The sequence below is a fragment of the Muricoccus nepalensis genome (genome assembly GCF_006438825.1).
GTDB classification, from domain to species: Bacteria; Pseudomonadota; Alphaproteobacteria; order Acetobacterales; family Acetobacteraceae; genus Roseomonas; species Roseomonas nepalensis.
In genome coordinates this window covers 24,378-37,647 of sequence record NZ_RCZP01000045.1, presented here as the reverse complement: position 1 = coordinate 37,647, position 13,270 = coordinate 24,378, and the positions used below count along the sequence as shown (strand labels likewise).

Below are 13,270 nucleotides of genomic sequence, written 5' to 3'. Positions count from 1 at the left end.
TCCGCCACTGACGATCCGAAAACCGCCCGTGCGACTTGCATGTGTTAAGCATGCCGCCAGCGTTCGCTCTGAGCCAGGATCAAACTCTCAAGTTCATCAATACCCCAACCCCGAAAGGTCAAAGCATCTCCGAGAAGACCCAAGCCAAAACCAACTCACTCACTTCTACTACCCGTATCCGTCCCACCCATGTCCGCCAGAAACGCGCAGCACTGGCCACGCATCCCTCCCAAACATCATAGGGACCAATACCCTACTCTCGTCTTCAAGAGATCAGATTTTCATGTGAAGGAACAAATCACCCGGAGGCGGAGAAGCGTCACCGGGCAGCTTCTTAGGGCTACCTGATGACCGACCCTGCGTCCGAGGGAGGTGCCGGTGGACCGAAGCGTTTCAGCGTCCGGCCCGTCGGCGTTGGGCGGCTTATATGGGCGGCGGGCGGACCCGTCAAACCCCTTTTTGACGCCTTCGCGAATTTTCCCGGGCAGCGGCGAGACAGGCTCCGGGCGCCGCCTCAGGTATCGGCCTTGATGTTCGCGGACTGGATCACCGTCCCCCACTTGTCGATCTCGCGGGTCAGGAAGGTGCGGGCGGTCGCGGGATCGGAGCCGACCACGTCGGCCCCCTGCTCCTCGATCTTGGCGCGCACCTCCGCGTCCTGCAGGACCTGGCGGATGGCGGTGCTCATGCGCTCCTGGATGGCGTCCGGCGTGCCGGCGCGGCCCATCAGCATCCACCAGGTGGGCGCCTCGAAGTCGCCCACCCCCTGCTCGGCGAAAGACTTCGCCCCGGGCACGTGGCGGGACGCGGTGCGGGTGGTCACGCCGAGGGGGCGGAGGATGCCGTTCCGCATGTGCTGGCTGATGATGACGACGTTCGACATGAACAGCGGCACGTGGCCGGCCACCGCGTCCGACACGGCGGGGCCGCCGCCGCGGTAGGGCACGTGGGTGAGGCTGAAGCCGCCGCGCTGCTGCAGCAGGGTGGTCGCCACATGCGCCAGCCCGCCCACGCCGGAGGTCGCGTAGTTGATGGAATCAGGCGCCTTCTTCGCGGCCTCCACCACGTCCGCGAAGCTGCGGTAGGGGGTGGACTGGTGCGCGACGAGGGCGAGCGGGCCGGTCGCCACGAGGGAGATCGGGACCAGGGCCTCGAGCGTCTTGTAGGGAAGGCGCATCACCGTCTGGTTCGTCGCCTCGGTGTCGTAGGCGAGCATCCAGGTGTAGCCGTCGGGCGCGGCGCGGGCCGCCTCCCCCCCGCCAATGGCGCCCGAGGCGCCGCCGCGGTTGTCGATGATCACGGGCTTGCCGAGCGCCTCGCTCAGGCGGGCCTGGAAGATCCGCGCGACCACGTCGGTGGAGCCGCCGGGCGGCCAGGGGACGATGAGGCGGATCGGCCGCTCGGGCCAGGCGCCGGGGCCGGCCCCCTGGGCGCGGAGGAGGCCGGGCATGGCAAGCCCCGCGGCCGTCGCCACGATCAGCCCGCGCCGGCCCCTGTTCGGGCTCTGGGTCATGTGTGCTCCTTGAACGCTTTCTTCCGGGAACGCCGTTTCTTGACCGGCCTCGCGGACGGTGGGTCGCAGCTTCGACGCTGCCCCCTTAGCGCGCAACCCATCCCCGGCGTTGCGCCCCCTCCCCCGCGGCGCCGTCGCCGCCCTGGGTTCAGGCGGCCCGGGCGGCCGTGTTGGGGCGGGCGATGAAGCCCCGGCGGATGTGGTCGGCCAGCGCCTCGGCCGCGGCGCCGGGATGGCGGAGCAGGGCGATCTCGAGGTCGGGCAGCTCGGGCATCCCCTCCTCCTTGCCGAGGAGGCGGAGGCCCGGCGGCAGGGCGATCGAGAGCCCGACCGTCACCCCGAGGCCGGCCAGGACCACCGCGTGGGTCCCCGTCTGGGAGGCGGAGGAATAGGCCATGCGCCAGGGCACGCCCTCCCGCTCCAGCGCGCGCGTGGCCGCGACGCGCCAGGTGCAGCCGGTGTTGCTGAGCACGAGGGGGAGCGGGCGCAGCAGGTGGACCGGGCGCGTGGCGGACCCCACCCAGCGGAGCGGGCCGCGCCAGAGCGATTCGGAGGGAAGGCCCGGCTGCTCGGTGCCGCCGGAGATGAGGGTGATGTCGAGCTCGCCCTTGTCGTAGCAGCGCAGCAGCTCGCTCGAGGGGAGGCAGACCACCTCCACCTCGGCGGCGGGATGGGCCTCGGCGAAGCCGGCGAGGATCTCGGGCAGCCAGAGCAGCGCGTAGTCGTCGGGCGAGCCGAGGCGGATCTGGCCGGTGATCTCGGGGGCGCGAAAGTTGTTCACGATCTCGTCGTGCATCGCCAGCAGCCGGCGGGCGCGGTCGAGCAGCCAGAGGCCGTGCGGCGTCGGGCTCAGCCCGCGCGAGCCCCGCAGCAGCAGCGCTTGGCCGAGCATCTCCTCCAGCCGGCGCATCTGCATGGAGACGGCGGACTGGGTGCGGCCAACGCGGAGCGCTGCGCGGGTGACGCTGCCGCCCTCGGCCACCAGCACGAAGGAGCGCAGCAGGTCGGGGTCGATGCCCGGGGGGATGTTCATCATGGCCGCATCAGCATCGCTGATGCCGGGCGTCAAAACAACTCGTTTCCCTTATGTGGGACGACGACCGATCTTCCCCTGCGACATCGCATCAGAGGAGCATCGCATCATGTCCGGTCACGTCATCCCGCGCGGCGCCTTCGTCCGGGGAGCCGCCGCCGCTCCCGGCGTCCCGGCCTCCGGCGGGCTGGCGGCGCGCTGGCTGGGGTCGGTCCTGCGCATGGCCCGCGCGATCGAGGAGCGCCGCATCCTCGCCACCCTCGACGACCGGATGCTCTCGGACATCGGGGCGAACCGGCTGGAGGCGGAGCGGGAGATCGGGCGCCTGCCCTGGGACACCGCGCCCCGCGGCTGAGCCGCGGACGGTCCTCCCGCGAAGGGGGCCGGGCCTCAGGCGAGGCCCATGCGCCCCGCCTCCTCCATGATGCCGTGGATGGAGAGGGCGAAGACCCGGCGGTCGCGCCCCGCGGCGAGGCCGCCGAGGTCCATGCCCGCGAGGAGCGCGAGCGCCCCGGCGCCGCCCTCGTCGGGGATGGCGGCGACGAGGCCCTTCAGGCGCCCGTCGGCCCCGACCACCGGCCCGCCCGAGTAGCCCATCAGCGCCGGCATGCGCGCGGTGAAGCCGCGGCCGAAGCGGGGCAGGATGGCGTCCGGGATCTCCACGGTGCCGATGGCGACCGAGGGGCCGATGCCCGGCATGCCCGCCGCCCAGACGGCGTCGCCGGCGAGCACGCCCTCGCGGCAGCGGTGGGCGGGCGTCAGCAGGCCGGTCTCGTCGCCGAGGATGGAGAGGTCCATGCGCGGGCTGCGCGCGAGGACGGGCACGCGCCGGGCGGGCGCGCCGTCGCCGCGGCGGAGCCAGACGAACTCGCTTCCCTGCGGCAGGGCGTGGGTGGTGCAGGCCACCCGGCCCGGCGCCACCGCGACCGCGGAGCCGAGGACCGCGCCCGCGCCCCCGGGCCCGTCGGCGTGGAGGGCCCGAAGCCGGTGCCGACGAGCGGGGCGACGGGCGTGCCGGCCGCCTCCGGCCCCGGCAGGCCCGCGCAGGCGTCCAGGAGGACGGGGAGCGCCAGCAGGGGGAGGAACTTGCGGCGCTGCATCATGGAAACCCTCTCTCCAGCGCGAGGACGGAACGGCACGCAGAGGAAGAGTGCGGCCAAAAAAGGAACATAGTATGAACGGGCATGCCCTCCGATTCGCCCCCCCGGCCACGCCTCATTCCGCCTTCGGACCATTTTTCGCAAGGGCTTAACGAACGATGTGACGACTCCGCGAGAGGACGCGATTCGGGAGACGGAACAGGAATGGATCGTGACGCCGTTCTCGCGGCACTGCGGGCGCGGGTGGCGCGAATCGAGCGCGCGGGGCTGGCCGAGCGGGAGGAGCCGCCGGCCATCCCCCTCTGCCCCGAGATGGACCGGGACCTGCCCGGCGGCGGCCTGCCGCGCGCCGCGGTGCACGAGATCCTGTCGGACGGCGCGGGAGCGGCGGTGGGCTTCGCGGCCCTGCTGATGGCGCGCTCCGGCGGCACGGTGTTCTGGATCGCGCGCGACCCCGATCCCTGGCCGCCCGGCCTCATGCGCTTCGGCCTGCCGCCCTCGCGCCTCATCGTGGCGCAGCCGGGGAACCACGTGGACGCGCTCTGGGCGACGGAGGAGGCGCTGCGCTGCCCCGCGGTCTCGGCCGTGCTGCTGATGGAGGAGCGGCCGGACGCGACCGCCATGCGCCGGCTGCAGCTGGCGGCGGAGACGGGCGGGGGGATCGGGCTGCTGCTGCGGGAGGCCGAGGCCGACGAGGGGCCGGCGCTGGCCACCACGCGCTGGCGCGTCACCGGGCGCGCGGGCGGGGCGATGCACGACCTCGGCGACCCGCAATGGACGCTGGACCTGCTGCGCTGCCGCGCCGGGCGCCCGCGGAGCTGGCAGGTCACCTGGCGCGCGGGGATGGAGAGCCTGGTGGTGGACGAGGAGGCGCGCGAGGAGAGCGATGTGACCCGGCGCACGCGCCGGCACTGACCGTTGCGGTTCCTGTTGCGCCGGGCGCCTCCACCTTCCAGGCTGGCCCGGTTGCCAAGAAGGGAACGCCGGCCATGAAGCGACTTGTCATCTGCTTCGACGGAACCTGGAACAGCGCCGACAGCCGGGGCGACGAGACCAACGTGGCCCGGATGGCCCGGGCGGTCCGCGCGGGGCCGGAGGGGCAGCCGACGCAGCTCACCCTCTACCTGCGCGGCGTCGGCTCGACCGGCATCGCGCTGCAGAAGCTGCTGGAGGGCGCAACCGGCGAGGGCGTGGATGACAACATCCGCTCGGGCTACATGTTCCTCGCGCAGAACTACGTGCCGGGCGACAGCATCCACCTCTTCGGCTTCTCGCGCGGGGCCTTCACGGCGCGGAGCCTGGTCGGCTTCATCGGGAGCTGCGGGTTGCTGAAGCGGCAGCGGCTCGGCGACCTCTCGAAGGCCTGGGAGTACTACCGCAGCGTCGACACCCGCTCGGCCGACGACTTCTGCTCGCAGTACAATTCAGACTGCCACCGCGAGGTCGAGATCGCTTTCCTCGGCGTCTGGGACACGGTGGGGGCGCTCGGCATCCCGGGGACGGTGCTGAACGAGCTGACGGCGCGGAAGTACGAGTTCCACGACACCACGCCGTCGCGCATCATTCGGCGCGGCCGGCACGCGCTGGCGATCGACGAGCACCGGGACGAGTTCGAGCCGACGCTCTGGACGGAGCCGGTGCCGCCGGGCTGCGACATCCGCCAGGTCTGGTTCGCGGGCGCCCATTCCGACGTCGGCGGCGGCTACGGGGACCACCGCCTTTCCGACATCCCGCTGTTCTGGATGGCGCAGGAGGCGGAGGCCTCCGGGCTGGTGCTGGACTGGGAGATGCTGCCCCGGCGGGAGGCGCTGGACCCGCTGGCGCCGCAGCACGAATCCCGCCTCAACTGGTCGCGCAAGGACCGGCTGACGCCGACCATCCGCCAGATCGCCGGCGCGGAGACGCGGGTGAGCCTGCTCGAGCGGCTCTACACGCCCATGGACGCCAACGGGAACCCGCTCCGGCCCATCAACGAGAGCCTGCACGAGAGCGTCCGGGCCCGGTACGGGCAGATGGTCACCCTGCTGGGCAATGATTCCATGAAGGAAGGGGAGCAGGAGCCCTACCGGCCGAAGAACCTGGTGGGGCTCCTCGGCCCCTAGGGGCGGCGCCGGGCCTCAGGCGGCCCGGACGTCGCGCGTGAAGGCGCCCACCTCGGCGGTGAGGTGCTCGGACTGCGTCGAGAGGCTCGAGGCGGCGGCGAGGACCTGGGTGGCGGCGGCGCCCGTGTCGCTGGCCGCCTGGCTCACCGAGGCGATGCTGTGGCCCACGAGGTCGGTCGCCTGCGCGGTCTGCTGCACCGTCCGCGCGATCTCCTGGGTGGCGGAGCTCTGCTCCTTGACCGAGGCGGCGATGGCGACGGTGATCTCGCTGATCTCCCTCACCGTGCTCAGGATGAGCCCGATCGCCTCCACCGCGCCGCGCGTGGCGCCCTGGATCTGGCCGACCTGCTGGCCGATCTCCTCGGTCGCCTTGGCGGTCTCGGCGGCGAGGGACTTCACCTCGCTGGCGACCACGGCGAAGCCCTTGCCGGCCTCCCCGGCGCGCGCCGCCTCGATCGTGGCGTTGAGCGCGAGGAGGTTGGTCTGCCCGGCAATGTTGTTGATGAGGTTCACCACCTCGCCGATGCGGTTCGCGCCCTCGGAGAGGTTGCGGACGGTGGCGTTCGTCTCGTTCGCCGTGTCCACCGCCCGGGTCGCGACCTGGCTGGCCTGGGAGACCTGGCGGCTGATCTCGAGGATGGAGGAGCTCAGCTCCTCCGCCGCGGCGGCGACGGTCTGCACGCCCCCGCTCGCCTCGGTCGCGGCGCCCGCCACCTCGGTGGCCTGGGAGCGGGCGTGCTCGGCGGTGCTGCCCATGTTGCGGGCCGTGGCCTCGAGCTCGGTGGAGGCGGCGGAGAGCACGCCGACCATCTCCCCGACGCGCCCCTCGAAGCCGCGGACGAGCTCGGCGAGCCGGGTGGCGCGCTTCTCCTTGGCCAGGCGCTCGGCGTCCTGCGCGGCGGCCAGATCGCGCGCGCGCTCGGCGTTGGTGCGGAAGACCTCCAGGGCGCGGGCCATGTGGCCGATCTCGTCCGTGCGGTCCCGGCCCTCGACGGGGATGGCGAGGTCGCCCTCCGCGATCCGGCGCATCCGCTCCGCCGTCTGCAGGATCGGGCGGGAGACGCCGCCCACGAGCCAGACGCTCATGCCCAGGGCGCCGAGGATGGAGGCCAGCGTGACCGCGCCGCCCGCGATCATCGCCGCGGTGGCGGTCTCGGTGACCAGGGCCGCGTCCTTCCGGCTGCCCTCCCGGTTGAAGGTCTTGAGCGACTCGAAGGAGGCGGTGGCGGCGCGGGCGAGCTCGTTGTTCTGGCCGAAGCGGGCGAAGGCGGCGACGGGCTGGCCGGCGCGGGAGAGGGCCAGCACCGGCTCGACCTGGGCGGCGAAGGCCTTCCAGCCGCGCTGGGCGTCCTCGAGCAGGCGCTGCTCGTCGGGGCCGGTCACGAGGCTGGCGTAGCGGCCGAAGAAGCCGTCGATCTCTCCCTGGAGGCCCGTCAGGCTCTCCTCCAGCGCCTGCTTGCCCGGCCCGTCGGGGGCGAGGATGTGGCGCAGGACGAACTGGCGGAAGACCTGCAGGCGTTCCGAGGACTGGCTGATAAGGTCGACGCTGGGCAGCCAGTTGGTCGCTATGAAGGCCGCGTGCTGGCCGATGGCCGAGACGCGATGGGCCATGAAGCCGCCAAGGCCGGCGATCACGAGGGCGCAGGCGATCATCGCGCCCACGACTCGGGTTCTCAACATCATAAGCGGGCGGACTTCCTGTTCGGCGAGGCCGCATCCTGCCGGAGCGGCGTTGACGAACAGTTGATGGCGCCGGCGGGACCCCTGCCCCGCCGGCACCGGCGCGGCTAGGCCGCCTCGGCCGTGCCGATCACCTTGTCGATCGTGATCGGCAGCTCCCGGATGCGCTTGCCGGTCGCGTGGAACACGGCGTTGGCGATGGCCGCCGCCGTGCCGACGATGCCGATCTCGCCGAGCCCCTTCACGCCGAGCGGGCTGGTCAGCGTGTCGTGCTCCTCGACGAAGATCACCTCGATGTCGTGGACGTCGGCGTTCACGGGCACGTGGTACTCGGCGAGGTTGTGGTTCATGAAGCGGCCGAGGTTGTGGTCGGGCATGGATTCCTCGTGCAGCGCCATGCCGATGCCGAAGACGACGCCGCCCATGATCTGCGAGCGGGCGGTCTTCGGGTTGATGATGCGCCCCGCCGCCACCGCGTCCACGATGCGCGTGACCCGCACCTGGCCCAGCTCCTCGTCCACGCGCACCTCCACGAAGACGGCGGAGTGGGTGAAGGAGTTGTAGCGCATCTGGGTCAGCTTGCTCGGGGAGGCGGTCTCCTCCGCCTCGATCTTCTCGACGCCGGCGGCCTTGAGGGCGTCGGCCAGGGTCACGAAGCGCGAGGAGTCCGAGACGAGCGCGATCCGCTCCCCGTGGAAGGTGACGCGCTCGATGTCGGCGTTGGCCAGCGGCGAGTGGTCCAGGCCGCGGGCGCTCTTGAACAGGGTCTCGCGCACCTTGTGGCAGGCCAGTTCCACCGCCGAGCCCGCGGAGGCCGCCGTCCAAGAGCCGCCCTCGACCGGGGACTTCGGCAGGGAGGAGTCGCCGAGCTTCGTCGTCACCTTCTCCATCGGCAGGCCCAGCGCGTCGGCCGCGATCTGCGTCAGGATGGTGTAGGTGCCGGTGCCGACGTCGGCAGTGGCGCAGGCCACCTCCAGCCGCCCGTCGGCGGTCAGGGTCGCGCGGGCGGAGGTCTGGGCCATCTGCGCCTCCCAGGCGCCCGACGCCATGCCCCAGCCGATGAGCTCCCGCCCCTCCTTCATGGAGCGGGGCTTCGGGTTGCGCTTCGACCAGCCGAAGCGCTCGGCGCCGAGCTGGTAGGCGGCGCGCAGCTCCTTGCTCGTGTGGTACTTGTTCGTGGACTCGTCGATGTCGGCGTAGTTGCGCAGGCGGAGCGTGACGGGGTCGACGCCGAGCTTGTGCGCGAGCTCGTCCATGGCGGATTCCATGGCGAAGAGGCCCGTCGGCGCCCCCGGGGCGCGCATGTCGGCGGGGGTGTAGAGGTCGGTCTTGGCCAGCTTGTGCGTCGTGGTGACGTTGTCGCAGTGGTAGAGCATGGCCGACCAGTTGACCGTCGCCTCCTGGTAGTCCTCGAAGGTGGAGGTGTTGGCGATCAGGTCGTGGCGGATGGACTGCAGCGTCGCGTCCTGGTTCGCGCCGAGCGCCACGTTCTGCAGGCCGTCCGGGCGGTAGCCCATGGTGAACATCTGGTCGCGCGTCAGCACCACGCGGACGGAGCGCTTGAGCTCCAGCGCGGCCATGACCGCGAGGAAGAGCTGGTACTGCGGCCGCAGCCCCGAGCCGAAGGCGCCGCCGATGAAGGGCGAGACCACGCGCACGTCCTTCTGCGGCAGGCCGAAGACGGCGGTGATGTAGGACTGGCTGTTCTGCGCGCCCTGGATCTTGTCGTGGACGGTGATCCGCTCGTCGCCCTCCCAGACCACGGTGGTCGCGTGGGGCTCCATGGGGTTGTGGTGCTCGACCGCGATCCGGTAGCCGGCCTCGACGGTGACGGGCGAGGCGCCGAAGGCGGCCTCGGAATCGCCGCGGGGCTTGGGCGGGGGCGAGATGCCCTGGCGCTTCACCGGCGGCACGTAGGCCTTGGCCTGCACCTTCTCGAGGTCGGTCTCGTGCGCCTCGGCCTCGTAAGTCACGCGGACGAGGGAGGCGGCGTAGCGGGCGATCTCGAAGTCCTCGGCCACGACGAGGGCGACGGGCTGGCCGCTGTAGACGATCGTCTCGTCGTAGAGCGCGCGGAAGGGCTTGCCGGGGGGCGCCACCTCGTCCTGGTAGGCGTTGCTGCGGAAGGCGGTGCGCGGGCGGTTCTCGTGGGTGAAGACCTGCACCACGCCGGGCACGGCGAGCGCGTCCTTCGTGTCGATGCGGGTGATCCGCCCCTTGGCGATGGCGCTGGAGACGACGTAGCCGTGGGCCAGGTCGGGCGCGGTGAACTCGCCGGCGTAGGGGGCGGCGCCGGTCACCTTCAACGGGCCGTCGACGCGGCTGCGGGGGGAGCCGAAATGGGTCTCGTGCATGGTGCTTCCCCTTCTACTGGATGCGCTTGTCGGTCTGGGACTGCGGCGTGCCGGCCGCCGCCTGGGAGAGGGCGCGGAGGATGGCGCGGTGGGCGAGGTCGATCTTGAAGCTGTTCCCGCCGAAGCCTTGGGCGCCCTCCAGGATCCGGTCGGCCACCAGGGAGAAGGCGCCGCGCTCGGGCACCACCCCCTTCAGCAGGGCCTCGGCCTCGGGCACGCGCCAGGGCTTGTGGGCTACGCCGCCGAGCGCGATGCGGGCCTCGCGCACCGTGCCGCCGTCCATGTCGAGCGCGGCCGCGACCGAGACGAGGGCGAAGGCGTAGGAGAGGCGGTCGCGCAGCTTGAGGTAGGTGTAGTTCGTCGCGAAGCGCGGGGCCGGCAGCTCGACGGAGACGATGATCTCGTCCGCGCCGAGGTTGGTGTCGCGCTCCGGCGTGTCGCCGGGCAGGCGGTGGAACTCGGCGATGGGGATGTCGCGCTCGCCCCCCGGGCCGGAGACGCGGATCACGGCCTCCAGGGCCGCCATCGCCACCGCCATGTCGGAGGGGTGGGTCGCGATGCACTGCTCGGAGGTGCCGAGGATGGCGTGGATGCGGTTCACGCCCCCAATGGCGGGGCAGCCGCTGCCGGGCACGCGCTTGTTGCAGGGCGTGGCGGCGTCATAGAAGTAGTAGCACCGCGTGCGCTGGAGAAGGTTGCCGCCGGTGGTCGCGGCGTTGCGGAGCTGCGCGGTGGCGCCGGCCAGGATGGTGGAGGAGAGCAGCGGGTAGCGCTCCTGCACGCGCGGGTCGTAGGCGAGCGCGGTGTTGGTCACCAGCGCGCCGATGCGCAGCCCCCCCTCCCCCGTCTCCTCGATCGCCTTCAGGCCGGGCAGCCGCGTCACGTCCACGAGGTGCGCGGGGCGCTCCACGTTGTACTTCATGAGGTCGACGAGGTTGGTGCCGCCGGCGAGGACCTTGGAGGCGGGCGCGGCCACCTCGCGCACGGCCTCGGCCACGCTGCCGGGGCGGGCGTAGGAGAAGCGGTTCACTTCGCGGCCTCCTGGCTCGTCTCTTGGGCCAGCATGTCGCCGATGGCGTCGACGATGTTCGTGTAGGCGCCGCAGCGGCAGAGATTGCCGCTCATCCCCTCCCGGATTTCCTCGGCGGAATGGGCGTGGCCCTCCTTCACGAGGCCGACGGCCGAGCAGATCTGGCCGGGGGTGCAGTAGCCGCACTGGAAGGCGTCGTGCTCGATGAAGGCCTGCTGCATGGGGTGCAGGGCGCCATCCGGGGCGGCGAGGCCCTCGATGGTCGTCACCTCACAGCCGTCGCGGCTGACCGCGAGCGAGAGGCAGGAGTTGATGCGCTGGCCGTCCACCAGCACCGTGCAGGCGCCGCACTGGCCGTGGTCGCAGCCCTTCTTGGTGCCGTAGAGGTGCAGGTCCTCGCGCAGCAGGTCGAGCAGGGTGGTCCAGGGGCGCACGTGGAGGTCGCGGCGCTCGCCGTTGATGGTGATCGTGAGGGGGATCTCGCCGGGAAGGCCCGTGGGGAGGGCCGCGTCCGGGGCGAAGCCCTGGCGGCTGGGGAGGTCGAGGTCGGCCATGACGGTGTCCTGCAAGGGGCTTGGGCACCGGAGGCGGCCCGGCGGGCGCCGGGCAGACAGAGAAGCGCGTCGCGGGCCGGCCTGGGCCGGGTCCGTTCCGTGTCGGAGCCTCCGTTCCTTGGCGTGGGAACGTGAGGACGGCTCCCGCAGTTGCGTCGGCCCGCGCCCGCGCGGGCGGCCGCTCAGCCCGGGTCCTGGCCCATGTCCTGGCCCGCATCCTGGCCGAGGTCGGCGCCGACGAGGGCGCCGGTGCGCTCGTAGTGCTCGGCCAGGAGGGCGGCGGCGGCCTCGGCGTCGCGGGCGAGGGCGGCGCGGGCGATGGCCGCGTGCTCGGCCTCCACGTCCCGGTTGGGGTAGGCCTTCGTGTTGGCGAGCGCCCGGTAGCGCCCGGCCTCCTCGCGCAGGCGCTCGCAGAAGGCGAGCAGGGGCGGCGCCCCGCAGGCGGCGAGGAGCGCCTGGTGGAAGCCCCGGTGGCAGGTCTCCCAGTCGGGGTTGGTGGTGAAGCGCCCGGGGTCGAGGGAGCGGGCCTGGCGCCGTAGCCGGTGCTCGGCCAGCAGCAGCGCCTCCTCCCAGGCGGCGTCGCCGCGGCGGATCGATTCCACGAGCGCCGCGCATTCCGCGAGGACGCGGGCGCGGATCAGGCCCTCGAGCTGGCCGTGGGCGGCGGCGGCGACGCGGAAGCCGCGGTGCTCCAGCCGCTCCGCCAGCCCCTCCGCGGCGAGCTTCGAGAGGGCCTCGCGCATGGGGGAGGCGCCGGCGCCGTAGCGGCCGGCGAGGTCGCGGAGCTTGAGCTTCCGGCCGGGCGGCAGGCGGCCCGCCAGGATGTCCTCGCGCAGCCGCCGGTGGACGGCGGTGGCCAGGGTGGGGTCGCGGGTCGGGTCGCGGATGGGATCCTGGCCTTCGGGAGGGGGCGTGGCGTCCGGCATGCCCGACGCATCATCGCCAAAGATGAAGGCGCTGCAAGACTGGCGACGATCCCGCTTGACGAACGGGGAATTTCGACAAAACCTGCGGCCGCAAACCGGAGGAAACGCCGCGTGCGACTGATCGCGTTCGAGCATGAGGGCCGCCCGGCCCTCGGCGCCCGCCTGGGCGATGAGGTGGTGGCCCTGGCCGATGTTGTGCCGGGCCTGCCCGCCGACATCCTTTCCGCCTTCGCCGCGCTGAACCTGCCCGAGGGCGCTTCCGCGCTGGCCGGCCGGCTGGAGGGCGCGCCGCGCCGGCCGATGGCGGGGCTGAAGCTGCTGCCCCCGATCCCGCGGCCGGGGAAGGTGATCTGCATCGGCCTCAACTACGCGCTGCACGCGAAGGAGGGGGGCAACGCCATCCCGGACTACCCGGCGGTGTTCATGCGCGGCCCGACCTCGCTCTCGGCCCACGGCCAGCCGCTGGTGCGCCCGAAGGTGTCGGACAAGTTCGACTTCGAGGCGGAGCTGGTGATCGTCATCGGCAAGCGCGCACGGCACCTGACGGAGGCGGACGCGCTCTCCTGCGTGGCGGGCTACACGATCATGAACGAGGGCTCGGTGCGCGACTACCAGCGCAAGGGCGCCCAGTGGACCATGGGCAAGAACTTCGAGAGCACGGGCGGGATCGGGCCCGAGATCGTGACGCCGGACGAGATCCCCCAGGGGCCGAACGCGCTCCGCATCACCTCCCGCCTCAACGGGGAGACGATGCAGGATTCGAACACCTCGGACATGATCTTCTCCGTGCCCCGCATCCTCGCGATCCTGAGCGAGGCGATGACGCTGGAGCCGGGCGACGTGATCGCGACGGGCACGCCGAGCGGCGTGGGCTACGCCCGCAAGCCGCCCGTCTTCATGAAGCCCGGCGACACGATGGAGGTCGAGATCGAGGGGCTGGGCATGCTGTCGAACCCGATCGTCGCCGAGGCCGCCTAG

General features: G+C 72.3%; 12 protein-coding genes and 1 rRNA gene. 4 read left to right on the top strand and 9 right to left on the bottom strand.

From position 1 onward, the window contains the following. The 3 genes from EAH89_RS26250 to EAH89_RS26240 all read right to left on the bottom strand — a co-directional run. Window positions 1–95 (bottom strand): 16S ribosomal RNA (locus EAH89_RS26250); the annotation flags it as partial. Window positions 96–514: 419 nt separating this feature from the next. Further along, window positions 515–1,513: a Bug family tripartite tricarboxylate transporter substrate binding protein gene (locus EAH89_RS26245; protein WP_140886662.1), complete on the bottom strand. Its 999-nt coding sequence runs from the start codon at window positions 1,511–1,513 to the stop codon at window positions 515–517. A 148-nt stretch (window positions 1,514–1,661) separates the two neighbouring features. Next, window positions 1,662–2,549 (bottom strand): LysR substrate-binding domain-containing protein, encoded by an 888-nt coding sequence (locus EAH89_RS26240; protein WP_140886661.1) that lies wholly within the window; start codon window positions 2,547–2,549, stop codon window positions 1,662–1,664. Between the two features lie 106 nt (window positions 2,550–2,655). On the opposite strand from EAH89_RS26240, the gene EAH89_RS26235 reads away from it, so the two are divergent. Then, the gene (locus tag EAH89_RS26235) at window positions 2,656–2,901 is read left to right on the top strand and encodes a DUF1127 domain-containing protein (RefSeq protein WP_161993772.1); all 246 of its coding nucleotides are present in this window, start codon (window positions 2,656–2,658) and stop codon (window positions 2,899–2,901) included. Between the two features lie 35 nt (window positions 2,902–2,936). Here the strand turns inward: EAH89_RS26235 and EAH89_RS26230 are convergent, their stop codons facing one another. Continuing rightward, window positions 2,937–3,452, bottom strand: a complete 516-nt coding sequence (locus EAH89_RS26230; RefSeq protein ID WP_140886659.1) for a serine protease family protein — start codon at window positions 3,450–3,452, stop codon at window positions 2,937–2,939. Window positions 3,453–3,850: 398 nt separating this feature from the next. Between EAH89_RS26230 and EAH89_RS26225 the strand changes: the two genes are divergently transcribed. Further along, entirely contained in the window at window positions 3,851–4,561 is a 711-nt protein-coding gene (locus tag EAH89_RS26225) for an ImuA family protein (RefSeq protein ID WP_140886658.1), read from the top strand. Window positions 4,562–4,635: 74 nt separating this feature from the next. Then, window positions 4,636–5,748, top strand: a complete 1,113-nt coding sequence (locus EAH89_RS26220) for a DUF2235 domain-containing protein (protein WP_140886657.1) — start codon at window positions 4,636–4,638, stop codon at window positions 5,746–5,748. Window positions 5,749–5,763: 15 nt separating this feature from the next. On the opposite strand, the gene EAH89_RS26215 is transcribed toward EAH89_RS26220, so the two are convergent. From EAH89_RS26215 to EAH89_RS26195, 5 genes are all read right to left on the bottom strand, one after another. Continuing rightward, window positions 5,764–7,410, bottom strand: coding sequence for a HAMP domain-containing methyl-accepting chemotaxis protein (locus EAH89_RS26215; RefSeq protein ID WP_161993771.1), 1,647 nt, complete (start codon window positions 7,408–7,410; stop codon window positions 5,764–5,766). A gap of 125 nt (window positions 7,411–7,535) precedes the next feature. Next, window positions 7,536–9,782: a xanthine dehydrogenase family protein molybdopterin-binding subunit gene (locus tag EAH89_RS26210; RefSeq protein ID WP_140886655.1), complete on the bottom strand. Its 2,247-nt coding sequence runs from the start codon at window positions 9,780–9,782 to the stop codon at window positions 7,536–7,538. A gap of 13 nt (window positions 9,783–9,795) precedes the next feature. Further along, a complete protein-coding gene (locus EAH89_RS26205) occupies window positions 9,796–10,812 on the bottom strand; it encodes an FAD binding domain-containing protein (RefSeq protein ID WP_140886654.1) in 1,017 nt (338 codons plus the stop codon). Further along, window positions 10,809–11,366, bottom strand: a complete 558-nt coding sequence (locus EAH89_RS26200; RefSeq protein ID WP_140886653.1) for a (2Fe-2S)-binding protein — start codon at window positions 11,364–11,366, stop codon at window positions 10,809–10,811. The genes EAH89_RS26205 and EAH89_RS26200 overlap by 4 nt, the downstream gene beginning before the upstream one ends. Window positions 11,367–11,548: 182 nt before the next feature. Continuing rightward, complete coding sequence (locus EAH89_RS26195) at window positions 11,549–12,292, bottom strand: GntR family transcriptional regulator (protein ID WP_161993770.1); 744 nt, start codon at window positions 12,290–12,292, stop codon at window positions 11,549–11,551. A gap of 111 nt (window positions 12,293–12,403) precedes the next feature. Here EAH89_RS26195 and EAH89_RS26190 point away from each other — a divergent pair, with 111 nt between their 5' ends. After that, window positions 12,404–13,270 (top strand): fumarylacetoacetate hydrolase family protein, encoded by an 867-nt coding sequence (locus EAH89_RS26190; protein ID WP_140886651.1) that lies wholly within the window; start codon window positions 12,404–12,406, stop codon window positions 13,268–13,270.

Excerpts from the sequence above, each read along its gene's own strand:
- EAH89_RS26245 (WP_140886662.1), bottom strand. The coding sequence starts at position 1,513 with ATGACCCAGAGCCCGAACAGGGGCCGGCGCGGGCTGATCGTGGCGACG.
- EAH89_RS26195 (WP_161993770.1), bottom strand. The coding sequence starts at position 12,292 with ATGCCGGACGCCACGCCCCCTCCCGAAGGCCAGGATCCCATCCGCGAC.
- EAH89_RS26220 (WP_140886657.1), top strand. The coding sequence starts at position 4,636 with ATGAAGCGACTTGTCATCTGCTTCGACGGAACCTGGAACAGCGCCGAC.
- EAH89_RS26200 (WP_140886653.1), bottom strand. The coding sequence starts at position 11,366 with ATGGCCGACCTCGACCTCCCCAGCCGCCAGGGCTTCGCCCCGGACGCG.
- EAH89_RS26225 (WP_140886658.1), top strand. The coding sequence starts at position 3,851 with ATGGATCGTGACGCCGTTCTCGCGGCACTGCGGGCGCGGGTGGCGCGA.
- EAH89_RS26210 (WP_140886655.1), bottom strand. The coding sequence starts at position 9,782 with ATGCACGAGACCCATTTCGGCTCCCCCCGCAGCCGCGTCGACGGCCCG.
- EAH89_RS26240 (WP_140886661.1), bottom strand. The coding sequence starts at position 2,549 with ATGATGAACATCCCCCCGGGCATCGACCCCGACCTGCTGCGCTCCTTC.
- EAH89_RS26235 (WP_161993772.1), top strand. The coding sequence starts at position 2,656 with ATGTCCGGTCACGTCATCCCGCGCGGCGCCTTCGTCCGGGGAGCCGCC.